We start from the raw sequence: 14,888 nt of genomic DNA, 5'->3' as shown, positions 1-14,888 counted from the left end.
TAGTAATGAAAGATAAAAAGAGAATAACAATAGTTGGACTTGGTGGTGTAGGAGGATTTTATGGGGGATTATTAGCTCATCAATATCAAGATAGTAAAGAGATAGAAATATGCTTTATAGCTAGGGGGAAACATCTTGAAACAATAAAGGAAAAGGGATTAACTGTTTTGTCTAAAGATAGTGAAGTGGTGGGGCACCCTAGTATCGCTACTTCTCAGTTGGGTGATATCGAGCATACAGATTATATTATCCTTGCTACAAAAGGATATGACTTGTCTCAGACAATAGAGGATATGAAATCAGTAGTAGGTGAACATACAGTTATCATCCCATTATTAAATGGAGTAGAGGCTTATGAGCAATTGAGGGAGGTGTTTGGAACCTCTAGAGTATGGCAAGGGTGTACGTATATGGTCTCTCGTCTAAAGGAAGCAGGGGTAATAGATAATCCGAGTGGTAGACAACGTATTCTGTTTGGCCTAGATGGTCAAGTATCTCTGGAAATGAAAGATTTGGAAACAATTCTAAAAACTGCGGGTGTACATGCAGAGGCGACTTCTTCTATCTCTAAGGAGGTATGGGAGAAGTATATTTTAGTCTCTTCTTCTGCTATGGCTACTGCTTATTATGATAGTAGTTTTGGTGGCGTGATGGAGCATCATCCAGACGAGATGAGACAATTAATCACAGAGGCTTCTGCTATTGGTAAGAAGAAAGGAGTAGCTCTTGACGAGGATGTAGTTGAGGTTATTATAGAGCGCTTAAAAGCAATTCCATATGAGTCAACAACGTCTATGCACAGTGACTTTGCTGCTTTTAAAGAGCATAATGAACTTGGTATAATGGGAGGTTATATGGTGAAGCAAGGTATTGCACAGGGAGTGGAGACCCCAATGTATAAGAAGATGTGTAACTATCTAGTAGTGCACTCTGGAGAGAAATACGTGGGAATAGAGGGGGAATCATGAATTGTCATTGGTATTTAAAAGTCAGTAACCATATAGTTAAGTGAAATAAAGATAGATATTTAATCCAAAGAATTCCCCGAGGCTTGCCTCGGGGTCAAAGAGGAAAAGTTTGAAAAGCGGATGGTTTTTCAAAACACTTTTAAAAAGTGTATAATAGAGGATGTAAGTGACATTTTGTATTTCAGGAGATACTACATCGTACTACATAATACCTCGTGGGCTTGCCCCGAGGTGTTTTATTCTAGGTTATAGTATAAATTAAGAAGGTATGAGAAAAATAGGGGGATTTTTAATTTTGTGTTTGGCAAGTAATGTATTTGCACAAGAAAAAGGAAGAAAAGAAAGAGTGTCTATAAAATTAGACGTGGAAGATGCGACAATGTTAAATAGAGAGAATGCAATAGATTTACAGGAGTATATCGAAAGTGTTTATCTAAGTTCTACAAAGTTCTTTAATCAAGGTGCTTTACCATTAGTAGTGAAAGGTGAATATGCTATTATATTAGTAGATTCTGAAGGTAATAATGAACTAAAAAAATCTTCTGATTTTAAAGGTATAGCTGTAGATAAGATAGAGAGTTTTGAATACAAAAAGACTCCTGGGAAAGATTTTATCAATGGAACTTTTGCTACAAGCTTCGGGATAATAAGTATTAAAATTAAGAATTAATATAGTACTCTATAAGTATTAAAAAAAAGCGTGAGTTATTATCTAACTCACGCTTTTTTATGTTTCCTGTTTCCAGTATTATATTATCTGTCTAAATTCACTTCTTTAAGTGGAATAAGTTTCGTTTTGAATTTCAGCTTATGGTATAAGTAGAAGGCTAAGAAGAATGGAATCCCCATATAAGTGATTAGCATTCCTCTCCAGTCAAATACTCCTTCCATAATTAGTTTAGAATCTTGACCTATGATAACTAATATACATAAGAATAGGGCAAATAATGGTCCAAAAGGGAACCATTTGGCTTTATAGACTAGTTGATCTAGACTTTTGTTTTGAGTGTGAAATGCTCTTCTGAATCTATAGTGACTAATCGCTATTCCTAACCATGCTATAAACCCTGTTAATCCTGAAGCAGCTAGAATAAAGTCTACAGCATTGGGATGAGTAGATTGTACTGCGAATATTAATAGTACTACAACTCCAGTAGCAATTAGGGCGATCATCGGTACACCGTGTTTGTTTGTTCCACCAAAGGCTTTGTGTGCCATGCCATCTTTCCCCATAGCATATAGCATACGAGTAGAGGCATAAAGACCTGAATTACCTGCTGATAGAATAGAAGTAAGAATAACAGCATTCATCACGGCTGCAGCAAAGGCTAAATGTGCTTTTTCAAATACTAATGTGAAAGGAGATTTTGCAATCTCAGAAATATCTGCTCCTAATAGAGAAGGGCTTGTATAAGGAATGATTAACCCAATTACGAATATGGCTAATATATAGAATACTAAGATTCTCCAGAATACTTGTTTGATTGCTTTAGGTATATTCTTTTCAGGATTCTCTGATTCACCTGCAGTAATACCGATTAATTCTGTTCCTTGAAATGAGAAACCTGCAATTAGGAATACGCCTAATACACTTAAGAATTTGCCTGAGAACCCTCCTCCTAAAATAGGGGCGTCTCCTAATGTGAAGTTTTTGAATCCGATGTATTCTCCTCCTAGTATTCCGAAAATAGTTAGTAACCCAATTCCTAGGAATAAAACAACAGTCACTACCTTAATAATAGCAAACCAATATTCTGATTCTCCATAAGCTTTAACGGATAACATATTTAAACCAAAGATAACGAAGAAGAAGAGTAGGCTCCATCCCCAAGTGGGTAAGAATCCTAATGGTTCCCAATACGAAATAACCACTGCTGCGATAGAGACATCTACAGCTACAGTAATAACCCAGTTAAACCAATAGTTCCAACCCAATGCAAAACCTAATGATGGATCAACAAATCTAGCGGCATACGTACTGAATGAACCTGATACGGGTAGGTAGGTTGCCATTTCTCCTAATGAGGTCATTAAGAAATACACCATAAGACCGATCATGGCGTATGCTAATAAAGCACCACCTGGACCTGCCTGATGTATGGCTTCTCCACTTGCCATAAATAAACCTGTTCCAATACATCCTCCAATTGCAATCATGGAAAGGTGTCTAGCCTTTAAACCACGGACTACTTCTTGATTTTTATTCTGATTTTTCATTGTTACTATTTGTTACAAAAGTATAAAACACATTAGGTAAATTCTAATGAAATTGCTTATTAATTTGAATTAAAGATAATAAAATAAGCTAAATGTTGTTTGTTGAATATTATTTTAAGCTAAATAAAATGTAATAATCAGAATATAATTTATATCAAAAGTGTGGTGAGCAAATATTATTCTTTGAAAAAGGCATTGCTTCGAATATTATTAGATTGATAAAATAAGGCTATTTTTTGAGGAATTCACTGCGAATTCTACTCAAACTTACCTGAGTTACGCCTAAAAATGAAGCAATATACTTCAGGGGAACTCTATTTAGAAGGTATGGATCTTTCTCTAGAAGATCAATATATCTTTCTTTAGCAGATTTGATTTGTCTACTGATAGCACGTTCTTCTGTTTTTAGAAGTTCTATTTCAGCAAATTTTCTTCCCCAATTAGCGATTTCAATATCTGTTAAGTATAGTTGTTCTAATTGACTTATCTTAGTAAAATAAAATGTGCTGTCTTCTATAAGGTCTATTGTCTCATAACTAGGTCTATTGAGTATATAGTTGTACATAGATAGAGCAGGATCTCCGTCTTTACCAAACCAAAAAGTAAGTTCTCTGTCCTCTTGAATAGCATAGGCACGTACTAAGCCATTTTTAATAAAGTAGAAATAGTTCTCGTGTTTTTCATATTCTGACAATAAGTAGTTCTTAGGGAACGTGATTTCTGTAAAGACAGAAATAAGCTTGCCTTTAGCAGCTTTAGATAAAGGATAGATAAGATCAATGATTTGCTCTATGGTCATTTAATTACTTTTATTGGATTGAATAGATTTGTTTTATGGTAAAAACAGGTGTAATGTATTAATTCTAGCTCTTGGAAACGTGATTTATATCTCTATAAATGTTAAAATTCTTGTAATGCGATTTGGTTTAAAGTACTAGAACACATTTTTTAATACTTCTTATATTTTGTAAAATATTTTTATGGGCCATTATTATAATGGATTAATATACAAAAGTATATACTAATGTGATACAATAGAGTGTTTTTTTACAATGTTCAAAATAATATTTTCTAGTATGTTTTCTAAAAGGTTAAAAAACTATAAGTTAGTCTTAGAAGCTTTTTTAGCTAATCTAAAATTAGAAGAATAGCTCGGAATGTTGTATTTTTGCCAAGTTTTATTGTTAACTACACAACTAATACACACACTAAATGAAACAAACTAAGTATATTTTCGTAACGGGTGGAGTTACATCCTCATTAGGAAAAGGAATTATAGCAGCTTCTTTGGCTAAGCTATTACAAGCGCGTGGATATTCTACAACTATCCAAAAATTTGATCCATATATTAATGTGGATCCAGGGACACTTAACCCTTATGAGCACGGAGAGTGTTTCGTTACAAATGATGGTGCAGAAACAGATTTAGATTTAGGACACTATGAAAGATTCTTAAATGTACCTACTTCTCAAGCAAATAATGTTACAACAGGACGCGTTTATCTTTCTGTAATAGAAAAGGAGAGAAGAGGAGAGTTTTTAGGAAAAACAGTTCAAGTAGTACCTCATATCACGAATGAGATTAAGGAGCGTATGCAACTTTTAGGTAAATCAGGAGACTACGATATCGTGATTACTGAGATAGGTGGTACAGTAGGGGATATTGAATCTTTGCCTTATATTGAGTCTGTTCGTCAGTTATTATGGGAGTTAGGGGATAATAATGCTATTGTTGTTCACTTGACTTTAGTACCTTATTTAGCAGCAGCAGGAGAGCTTAAAACTAAGCCAACTCAACACTCTGTGAAAACTTTAATGGAGAGCGGAATTAAAGCAGATATTTTAGTGTGTCGTACAGAGCATAACTTAAGTACGGAAATACGTCAGAAGTTAGCACAGTTTTGTAATGTTAAGCCAGAAGCAGTAGTTCAGTCTATTGATGCGGATACTATCTATGAAGTACCTAACTTAATGTTACAAGAAGGTTTAGATAGAGTAGCTCTTAAGAAATTAGATTTACCAGAGAGAACTACGCCTGATTTAGTGAAATGGAATGAGTTTATCCATAAACTTAAAAATCCATTACATGTAGTAAATGTAGGTCTAGTAGGTAAATATGTAGAGTTACAAGACTCTTATAAATCTATTTTAGAGGCTTTAGTACATGGTGGTGCTGAGAATCAAATTAAGGTGAATATTATTTCTATTCAATCTGATAATATCAATGCTAATAATGTAGCAGAGAAATTAAAGAACTTAGATGCTGTGTTAGTAGCTCCTGGTTTTGGTTCTCGTGGTATAGAAGGAAAAATAGAAACTGTAAAATATGTAAGAGAGAACAATATACCATTCTTAGGTATTTGTTTAGGTATGCAGATGGCTGTAATCGAATACGCAAGAAACGTATTGGGATATGCTTCTGCTAATACTACTGAGGTGAATGAGAGTACTCAATATCCTGTAATTACTTTTATGGAAGATCAAAAGAATATTACAGATAAAGGAGGTACAATGCGTCTAGGTGGATGGGATTGTAAATTAAAAGAAGGATCTAAAGCTTTTGAAATTTACGGAGAAAGTCTAATCAATGAACGTCACCGTCATAGATATGAATTTAATAATCAATATTTAGAAGATTTCGAAAAAGCTGGTTTAATAGCTTCTGGATGGAATCCTGATACAGGACTAGTAGAAGTGGTAGAGTTAGATACTCATCCATTCTTCGTAGCGGTACAGTTCCACCCAGAATACAAAAGTACAGTGGCAAAACCACACCCACTTTTTGTAAGCTTGGTTAAGGCAGCAATTGATAATAGAGCAAAATAAGTTCTAAAGGTAATAAGCGAGTATTATTACAGCGAAAAATTTGATAAACTACAAATTAAGTAATGGAAGGAAAAAAATTAGATCGTAACAGTATTGTCGGCTTTGTTATTATAGCCGGATTGCTAATTTGGATGATGTTGAATAATATCAACAAAGAGAAAGAAGCTATCGCTCAAGATAATGAGGTAGCTAAAAAAGAGATAGTTAAAGAAGCTGAATCTGAGAAAATTTCAAGTGCTATAAGTAATCATGTAGAAACAGATTCTGTTCAGAATACTGCTTTACAAGCTGCTTTAGGCCCATTTGCTTATAGTGCAACATTACCATCTGCTCAAGGAGGTAAAACAGAACTTAAGAATGAATTACTGACTTTAGTTGTTGAAAATAAAGGAGGTAGTTTATCAAATGTTGTAATCAATAACAATGCTCGTTTTAATAAAAACTCTAAAGAATTAGTAGAGTTAATTAAAGATAATAACGCTGAGTTTAATTTAGAGTTATATACAAAGGATAACAAAAAGTTTAATACAAGAGATTTGTTCTTTGAGCCTGAATTGACAAAAGAAGGAGAGAATCAAGTGTTATCTATGCGTTTAAAAGTATCAGCTACTGAGTTTTTAGAGTATAGATATGTATTGAAGCCAGATGACTATATGTTAGACTTTACTATTCGTACACAAGGATTAAGTAGAGTTATTAATATAGCAGAGACACCAGCATTAGACTGGAGCTTAAAGACATATAGTAATGAGAAGAGTATTACTTATGAGAACCAATATACTCGTGTATACTATGAGTATGAAGGAGGAAAAGATAACAGTCTAAGTAACACAAGTAAGGATGATAGTACTGAAGCTAAAAATGTAAGTTTTGTTGCCTTTAAACAACATTTCTTTGCTTCTGTTTTAATTACAGATAAAGCTTTTGATACAGCTAGTTTAAAATCAGCTAACTTGGTTCATGATGAGGCAGTTGATACAGTGTTTACAAAACAATTCAATGCTAGAATGCCTTTAGCTTACACTGGTGGAGAGTTAAACTATGATATGAAGTGGTTCTTCGGACCAGCAGATTATAAATTATTAAAATCTTATGATCAAGGATTAGATAAGATTGTTCCTCTAGGATGGGGAATCTTTGGATGGTTAAACCGTTTCTTATTTATTCCAGTATTTGGAGTATTGAGTTCATTCTTACCTTATGGTATTGCTATTATTGCATTAACTGTACTTGTGAGATTATTAATTTCTCCATTGACTTATAAGTCTTATGTTTCTCAAGCAAAAATGAAAGCAATTCGTCCAGAAGTGAACGAGTTGAATGAGAAATATAAAAACGATCCAATGAAAAAGCAACAAGAGACAATGAACTTGTACTCTAAAGCAGGAGTTAACCCTATGGCAGGATGTATTCCAGCGTTGTTACAAATTCCTATCTTCTATTCATTGTTCCAATTCTTCCCGTCAGCATTTGATTTGAGACAAAAATCATTCTTATGGGCAGATGACTTATCGTCTTATGACCAGATTTTAGAATTACCTTTCCGTATTCCATTCTATGGTAACCATGTGAGTTTATTCCCAATCTTAGCTTCTGTTGCAATCTTTGTATATATGAAGATGACTACAGGAGATCAACAAATGGCTGCGCCAGCTCAAGAAGGGATGCCAGATATGAGTAAGATCATGAAGGTGATGATTTATATCTCTCCATTAATGATGTTGTTCTTCTTTAATAACTACGCGTCAGGATTGAGTTTGTACTATTTTATTTCTAACTTAATTACAATTGGTATTATGTATGTTATTAAAAACCACATTGTGAAAGAAGAAAAAATTAAAGCAATCATTGAAGACAATAAAACGAAAGAGCGTCCAAAAGGTAAGTTCCAACGTAAAATGCAAGAAATGATGCAACAAGCGCAAGAGCAACAAAAATTACAAGAAGAAAGAAAGAAGAAAAATAAATAATTCTTTTATATTTAACACCTCTGATCAAATTCAGAGGTGTTTTTTTTTATGAGAATAGCAATTATAGGAATGGGGAATATGGGGAGTACGTTTGCCAATGGATTTATAAATTCAAGATTTATAAACCCATCAGATGTATTGATATATACACGTTCACAGAAAACTCTGGAAGATAATCGTAATATTCATGGATTGTCTTATCGTTATCAAATGGATGGTGATATCGGAACTTGTGACATTGTTATCGTGGCAGTGAAACCCCAAGACTTCGCTATATTAGTTGCTGATTTAAAGAGATATGTAAATAAAGAACAAATAATAGTTTCTGTGATGGCTGGTATTTCTATTAGTAGATTACAGCAAGATCTAGGAATAGATAAGGTAGTGCGTTCTATGCCTAACTTACCAACTCAGATTGGTAGAGGTATGACTGTTTTTACCGCTTCAGAAGAACTAGATCGAAAAGAGTTGTTCATTATTCAGAACTTAATTAATACTACAGGTAAGTCTGTATATGTGTCTGAAGAAAATAAAATAGATGCGGCTACTGCTGTATCAGGTAGTGGACCTGCCTATGTGTTTTATTTTATGGAAGCTATGATACAAGCGGCGATATCTTATGGTTTTGAACCGTCACAAGCAGAATTGTTAGTGAAGCAAACTATATCAGGTGCTCTAGGGCTGTATGAAGCCAATTCACTTTCTACACAAGATTGGATAGCAAAAGTTTCGTCAAAAGGAGGTACTACTGAACAAGCGATTAAATACTTCAATGAAGAAGAAGTATTACAAAAATTAGTTGAAGGTATTAATAAGGCAAAAGCACAGTCAGAGTTACTGGGTAGACAAATAAAGTAAGTTTAATAGTTTTTCTCTATGAGAGAATCATAATTAAAAGATAAGATAAATTCAAAAACTTTTTGTATTGCGGCATTTCTCGTAAATTTGCCGCAATATTTTTTATTATGAAGAAAAGAGTAGTAGTAGGTCTTTCGGGAGGTGTAGACTCAAGTGTCGCAGCTTATTTACTGAAAGAACAAGGGTATGAAGTTATTGGACTCTTCATGAAAAACTGGCACGATGATTCTGTGACAATTTCTAATGAATGTCCATGGCTAGAAGATAGCAACGATGCTTTAATGGTCGCTGAGAAACTTGGGATACCATTCCAAACAGTAGACTTAAGCGAACAATATAAAGAGAAGATTGTAGATTATATGTTTAAGGAGTATGAGAATGGTCGTACCCCTAATCCAGACGTATTGTGTAATCGTGAGATCAAGTTTGATGTATTTATGAAAATTGCAATGACTTTAGGTGCAGATTATGTAGCTACAGGTCATTATTGTCGTAAAGATGAAGAAGTAATCACAAAAGAAGACGGTACACAAGAGACAGTATATAAACTATTGGCAGGTGTAGATCCTAATAAAGATCAGTCTTACTTTTTATGTCAGTTATCTCAAGAGCAATTGGCAAAGGCGTTATTCCCAGTAGGAGAATTGCTTAAGCCACAAGTGCGTGAGATAGCCGCTAAGATGAACTTAATCACAGCTGATAAAAAAGACTCTCAAGGATTGTGTTTCATTGGTAAGGTAAGATTGCCTGAATTCTTGCAACAACAGTTGAAAAGAAAAGATGGACTTATCTATGAAATACCAAAAGATTCGTCTATCTATGCGAAAGAGGAAGAGACATTCTCTACATTGGAAGATGCTTTGTACAGTGAAGCGAAATCAATTGTGTACAAACCAGAAATGGGTAAAAAGGTAGGTGAGCACTTCGGGGCTCACTTCTTTACTATTGGTCAACGCAAAGGGTTAAATGTAGGAGGTACTGCTGAACCACTGTTTATTATAGGTACTGATGTAAAGGAGAATATCATTTACACAGGACAAGGAAGTGATCACCCAGGATTATTCCACAAAGCATTATTTGTAAAAGAATCAGAAATTCATTGGATTAGAGAAGATTTAGCATTGCAAGAAGGAGAAACAATGTCTATATTAGCACGTATAAGATATCGCCAACCTTTGCAAAAAGCTACTTTACACAAGATGAAAGAAGGTATGTATGTTCGTTTTGAAGAACCGCAATCTGCTATCACTGAAGGACAATTTGTATCTTGGCATATCGAAGACGAACTAATTGGTTCGGGTGTTATTTCGAAACTATAAACAACCAAAATACAATGAAAAATAAGTTAGTAGATCTTTTTAAAATCCAGCACCCTATAGTGCAAGGAGGGATGATTTGGAACAGTGGTTATAAGTTAGCTAGTGCCGTTAGTAATGCTGGTGGTTTAGGGCTTATAGGAGCTGGGTCAATGTATCCTGAAGTACTAAGAGAACATATTCAAAAGTGTAAGAAAGCAACTGATAAACCGTTTGGAGTTAATGTTCCAATGTTATATCCGAATATTGAGGAAATCATGAACATTATTGTAGAAGAAGGAGTAAAAATAGTCTTTACTTCCGCAGGAAACCCTAAGACATGGACTTCTTTTTTAAAAGAACACGGTATTACTGTAGTGCATGTCGTAAGTTCTTCTAAATTTGCTTTAAAAGCACAGGAGGCTGGTGTTGATGCTGTAGTTGCGGAAGGTTTTGAAGCTGGAGGGCATAATGGTCGAGAAGAGACTACTACACTTACTTTAATTCCTATGGTTCGTGAGAAGATTTCTATACCATTAATCGCTGCAGGAGGTATCGCTACAGGTAGAGGAATGTTAGCAGCGATGATACTAGGAGCAGATGGAGTGCAAATGGGGACTCGATTTATTGTCTCAGAGGAGAGTTCCGCACATGATAATTTTAAGAATCTTCTGTTAGATGTACAAGAAGGAGATACTGTTCTTACATTGAAAGAACTTGCTCCTGTGCGCTTAATTAAGAATGAGTTTTATGCAGGGCTTCAAGCCTTGTATGCTAAGAATCCTTCAGTAGAAGAATTAAAAGAATATTTGGGTAGAGCTCGTGCTAAAAAAGGAATGTTTGAAGGAGATCTGGTAGAAGGAGAACTAGAGGTGGGACAAATATCTGGACTAATTCATAAAATAGAACCAGTAGGTGATATTGTTAAAAATATCATTGCTGAGTTTGATCAAGCAAAGAAAGAAATAGCTCAGCTATAAAGATTATTTTAAATAACGGAAGTCATACGGTGTTTTTATATTATAAAAATATCGTATGACTTTTTGCTATTTATTAGTAAAATCATATATTTAAGAGCTAAAAAAAATGTAACGTAAAAAAATCACAACTAAATATGAGTTATTATAAAATAGAGAATCTAGAACAATACTTTAAACACTATAAAAAATCCGTTAGAGAACCTCGTAAGTTCTGGGGAAAGATAGCAGAAGAAAACTTCGTTTGGTATCAGGTGTGGGATAAGGTATTCGAGTTTGATATGGAGGAATCTAAATTTCAGTGGTTTGTAAATGCTAAATTGAATATCGTAAAGAACTGTATTGATCGTCATCTTGCAAAACGTGGAGAGAAAGCGGCAATTATATTTGAGCCTAATAATCCTGAAGAACAAGCAGAAACTATTACTTATAATGACTTATATAATAGAGTGTGTAAGATGGCTAATGTTCTGAAAGAACAAGGGGTTAAAAAAGGAGATCGAGTATGTATCTATCTTCCTATGATTCCTGAATTAGCGGTTAGTATGTTGGCATGTGCTAGATTAGGAGCGATACACAGTGTTATATTCGCTGGTTTTTCTTCGTCTGCTGTGACAAAGCGTATCAATGATTCTGAATGTAAATTTGTTATTACTTCTGATGGAAGTTTTAGAGGGAATAAGACTATTCCTTTAAAGCCAATTATTGATGAAGCATTAGAATCTTGCCCTGGAGTGGAGAAAGTACTTGTTGTGAAGAGAACAGGTGCTGAAGTCGCTTTTAAAGAGGGAAGAGATATGTGGTTAGCTCCTTTATTAGAAGAAGCATCTAATAATCATGTGGCTCAAGTAATGGATGCAGAAGATCCTTTATTTATTCTTTATACTTCTGGTTCTACAGGTGCTCCTAAAGGAATGGTGCATACTACAGCAGGGTATATGGTGCAAACGGCTTATTCTTTTAAAAATATTTTTGATTATAAAGAAGAGGATGTCTTCTGGTGTACTGCTGACTGTGGTTGGATTACAGGACATTCTTATATTATTTACGGGCCATTGTTAAATGGTGCGACTACAGTGATGTTTGAAGGAGTGCCATCTTACCCAACACCTAGTAGATTCTGGGATATCATTGATAAGTATAAAGTAACCCAATTCTATACGGCTCCTACAGCTATTCGTTCGTTGATGACAGAAGATTATAGTTATGTAAATTCACATGACTTATCTAGCTTAAGAGTTATTGGTTCAGTAGGAGAGCCTATTAATGAGGAAGCTTGGCACTGGTATAATGACCATGTAGGAAAGAAAAGATGTCCTATAGTGGATACTTGGTGGCAGACAGAGACAGGAAGTATCTTAGTTTCTCCACTGCCATTTATTACACCTACTAAGCCTACTTATGCGACTTTACCATTACCGGGTATACAAGCTGTATTAATGGATGAGAAGAGAAATGAGATAGAGGATAATCAGGTAGATGGCTCATTGTGTATTAAATTCCCTTGGCCTTCTATGGCTCGTACTATTTGGGGAGATCATGAACGTTATAAAGAGACTTACTTTGGTCAGTTTCCAGGTAAATACTTTACAGGAGATGGAGCTTTAAGAGATGAAGTAGGATATTATAGAATTACAGGACGTGCAGATGATGTTGTTATTGTTTCTGGACATAATCTAGGAACAGCTCCTATAGAAGATGCTATTAACGAGCATCCAGCTGTAGCAGAAAGTGCTGTAGTAGGATATAAACACGATATCAAAGGAAATGCTTTATATGGATTTATTACATTAAAAGTAGAAGGAGAGGCTCGTGATAGAGAAAATCTTAAACGCGAGATTAATCAGTATATATCAAGTCATATTGGACCAATCGCTAAGTTGGATAAGATTCAGTTTGTGGATAGCCTTCCTAAGACTAGATCTGGTAAAATTATGAGAAGAATACTTCGCTCTATCTCTAATGGAGAAACGAAAGAGTTCGGTGATGTATCAACACTTATTAATCCAGAGGTGATAGAAGTGATTATGAATAATAAAGTTGAGTAATCAAATAGTTGTACATAATAAAAAGTCCTTAATCGTGAGATTAAGGACTTTTTTTATACTATCGTTTACCTGAGAGTAAACAATAAACAAATGACAATTCAAGTATAGATTACAGGCTTTTTTGATCCTGTATTTTAGCTGCTTTTTTTATAGAGTAAACTAGGTAAGCTATAAAAATAATAAAACCAATATAAGATAACCAATTGTGTTGGATAGACCATAGGTTATCCATATCTAGATTATATATTCCAGAAACTAATCCTAGTAACACAAGGAAAGTAATTATCTTCTCAACATTCTTATTCATTATACTTATTTTTTATTAGATAGTCATCGAGAACAATTGTCTCTGTGGTTTGTTTTTTTGTAGTCTTAAATCAAGAGCCATACAAATGTTTCTTACAAACGCGCGACCTTTTTTAGTAATCTTAATTTTATATTCTTTGATTTCAAGAAGCTGGTCTTTTTCTAATTCTTTTAATTCTTCTAACACAGGTTTGAAATCAACTTTATCAATATCAATTGATAAATCAGTTGATAAAGCACACATTAAATTTAAGATATGTTTTCTAATAATCAAATCTTCTTCGTTTAAAATATGTCCTTTGGTTACAGGAATAATATTTTGATCTAAAAGGTTGTAGTACGTATCAATATCTTTTTCGTTTTGCGCAAAAGCATACCAACTATCACTGATAGAAGAAACACCTAATCCTATCATCACTTGTGTCTTTGAAGAAGTATATCCCATAAAATTTCTGTGGATATGACCAGTATTCATAGATCTGTATAGTGAATCTGTCTTTAAAGAAAAGTGATCCATGCCTATTTCTATATAATCGTTCTTAAGAAGAAGCTCTTTTCCTTTTTCGTATAATTGACGTTTTTCAGCATCTTTTGGCACATCTTCATCATTAAAGCCACGTTGACCATTTCCTTTTATCCATGGCACATGAGCATAGCTATAAAATGCTAAACGATCTGGAGAAAGAGATTTCGTCTTTTCGATAGTATCGATTACATGTTCTAACTTTTGGAAAGGTAGTCCATATATGATATCATGAGAAATAGAAGTGTACCCTAGTTCTTTTGCCCATAAAGTTACTTTAGCTACATTGTGAAAACTCTGTTCTCTATGGATTGCTTTTTGTACTTCAGGGTTGTAATCTTGTACACCGAAGCTCACTCTTCTAAAGCCTAGCTTGTATAGGGTAGATAAGTGTTCTTTAGTTGTATTATTAGGGTGTCCTTCAAAGCTAAACTCATATCCATCAGCGATAATAGCTTTAGCCTTAATACCTTCTATTAGTTTAGTTAAGTGTTTTGGCGAAAAGAAAGTAGGAGTCCCTCCACCTAAATGGATTTCTTTGATAATGGGTTTCTCATCAAATAAAGCACAATATAAATCCCATTCCTTAAGAAGAGCATCTATATATGGACTTTCTACTTCATGTCTTTTTGTAATTCTCTTGTGGCAGCCACAAAACGTACATAAGCTTTCGCAAAATGGTAAATGGATATAGATACTAATACCTTCTTTTTGATTAGATTCAACGAATGATCTCTTTAAAGAATCAATCCATTTATCTGCAGAAAAAGAGGTCTCATCCCAGTAAGGAACAGTGGGATAGCTAGTGTATCTAGGACCAGGTACATTATACTTTTGTATAAGAGAAACTGACATATTTATTTTATATTTGTAACAAATGTATAGTAATGTTAAATCGCA

At 34.2% G+C, this 14,888-nt stretch carries 12 protein-coding genes; 8 read left to right on the top strand and 4 right to left on the bottom strand.

The features are described 5' to 3' along the window. Window positions 1–5: 5 nt before the first annotated feature. Complete coding sequence (locus HX049_RS11950; protein ID WP_286416050.1) at window positions 6–968, top strand: ketopantoate reductase family protein; 963 nt, start codon at window positions 6–8, stop codon at window positions 966–968. A 268-nt stretch (window positions 969–1,236) separates the two neighbouring features. Then, window positions 1,237–1,638, top strand: a complete 402-nt coding sequence (locus HX049_RS11945) for a hypothetical protein (protein WP_286416048.1) — start codon at window positions 1,237–1,239, stop codon at window positions 1,636–1,638. Between the two features lie 83 nt (window positions 1,639–1,721). Here the strand turns inward: HX049_RS11945 and HX049_RS11940 are convergent, their stop codons facing one another. Both HX049_RS11940 and HX049_RS11935 read right to left on the bottom strand, forming a co-directional pair. Beyond that, complete coding sequence (locus HX049_RS11940; RefSeq protein WP_286416047.1) at window positions 1,722–3,185, bottom strand: amino acid permease; 1,464 nt, start codon at window positions 3,183–3,185, stop codon at window positions 1,722–1,724. Between the two features lie 229 nt (window positions 3,186–3,414). Further along, window positions 3,415–3,984, bottom strand: a complete 570-nt coding sequence (locus tag HX049_RS11935) for a Crp/Fnr family transcriptional regulator (RefSeq protein ID WP_286416045.1) — start codon at window positions 3,982–3,984, stop codon at window positions 3,415–3,417. Window positions 3,985–4,397: 413 nt separating this feature from the next. Here HX049_RS11935 and HX049_RS11930 point away from each other — a divergent pair, with 413 nt between their 5' ends. The 6 genes from HX049_RS11930 (at window position 4,398) to acs (ending at window position 13,159) form a co-directional block, all read left to right on the top strand. Further along, entirely contained in the window at window positions 4,398–6,011 is a 1,614-nt protein-coding gene (locus HX049_RS11930) for a CTP synthase (protein WP_286416043.1), read from the top strand. Between the two features lie 62 nt (window positions 6,012–6,073). Further along, a complete protein-coding gene (yidC, locus tag HX049_RS11925) occupies window positions 6,074–7,981 on the top strand; it encodes a membrane protein insertase YidC (protein WP_286416042.1) in 1,908 nt (635 codons plus the stop codon). A gap of 48 nt (window positions 7,982–8,029) precedes the next feature. Next, a complete protein-coding gene (gene proC, locus HX049_RS11920; protein ID WP_286416040.1) occupies window positions 8,030–8,839 on the top strand; it encodes a pyrroline-5-carboxylate reductase in 810 nt (269 codons plus the stop codon). A 107-nt stretch (window positions 8,840–8,946) separates the two neighbouring features. Continuing rightward, entirely contained in the window at window positions 8,947–10,158 is a 1,212-nt protein-coding gene (gene mnmA / locus HX049_RS11915; protein WP_286416038.1) for a tRNA 2-thiouridine(34) synthase MnmA, read from the top strand. 14 nt (window positions 10,159–10,172) lie between these two features. Then, window positions 10,173–11,114 carry an NAD(P)H-dependent flavin oxidoreductase gene (locus HX049_RS11910; protein ID WP_286416037.1) on the top strand — a complete coding sequence of 314 codons (942 nt, stop codon included), beginning with the start codon at window positions 10,173–10,175 and terminating at the stop codon, window positions 11,112–11,114. A 134-nt stretch (window positions 11,115–11,248) separates the two neighbouring features. Further along, window positions 11,249–13,159 (top strand): acetate--CoA ligase, encoded by a 1,911-nt coding sequence (gene acs, locus HX049_RS11905; RefSeq protein ID WP_286416036.1) that lies wholly within the window; start codon window positions 11,249–11,251, stop codon window positions 13,157–13,159. A 109-nt stretch (window positions 13,160–13,268) separates the two neighbouring features. On the opposite strand, the gene HX049_RS11900 is transcribed toward acs, so the two are convergent. Both HX049_RS11900 and hemN read right to left on the bottom strand, forming a co-directional pair. After that, entirely contained in the window at window positions 13,269–13,466 is a 198-nt protein-coding gene (locus tag HX049_RS11900) for a hypothetical protein (protein WP_286416034.1), read from the bottom strand. A gap of 15 nt (window positions 13,467–13,481) precedes the next feature. Next, complete coding sequence (gene hemN, locus HX049_RS11895) at window positions 13,482–14,843, bottom strand: oxygen-independent coproporphyrinogen III oxidase (RefSeq protein WP_286416032.1); 1,362 nt, start codon at window positions 14,841–14,843, stop codon at window positions 13,482–13,484. Between the last annotated feature and the right edge of the window lie 45 nt (window positions 14,844–14,888).

It is taken from the genome of Myroides odoratimimus (genome assembly GCF_030326305.1).
Taxonomy (GTDB): Bacteria; Bacteroidota; Bacteroidia; order Flavobacteriales; family Flavobacteriaceae; genus Flavobacterium; species Flavobacterium odoratimimum_A.
Note: the sequence above shows the minus strand (reverse complement) of the source record. Positions and strands in the feature narration are given on the sequence as shown.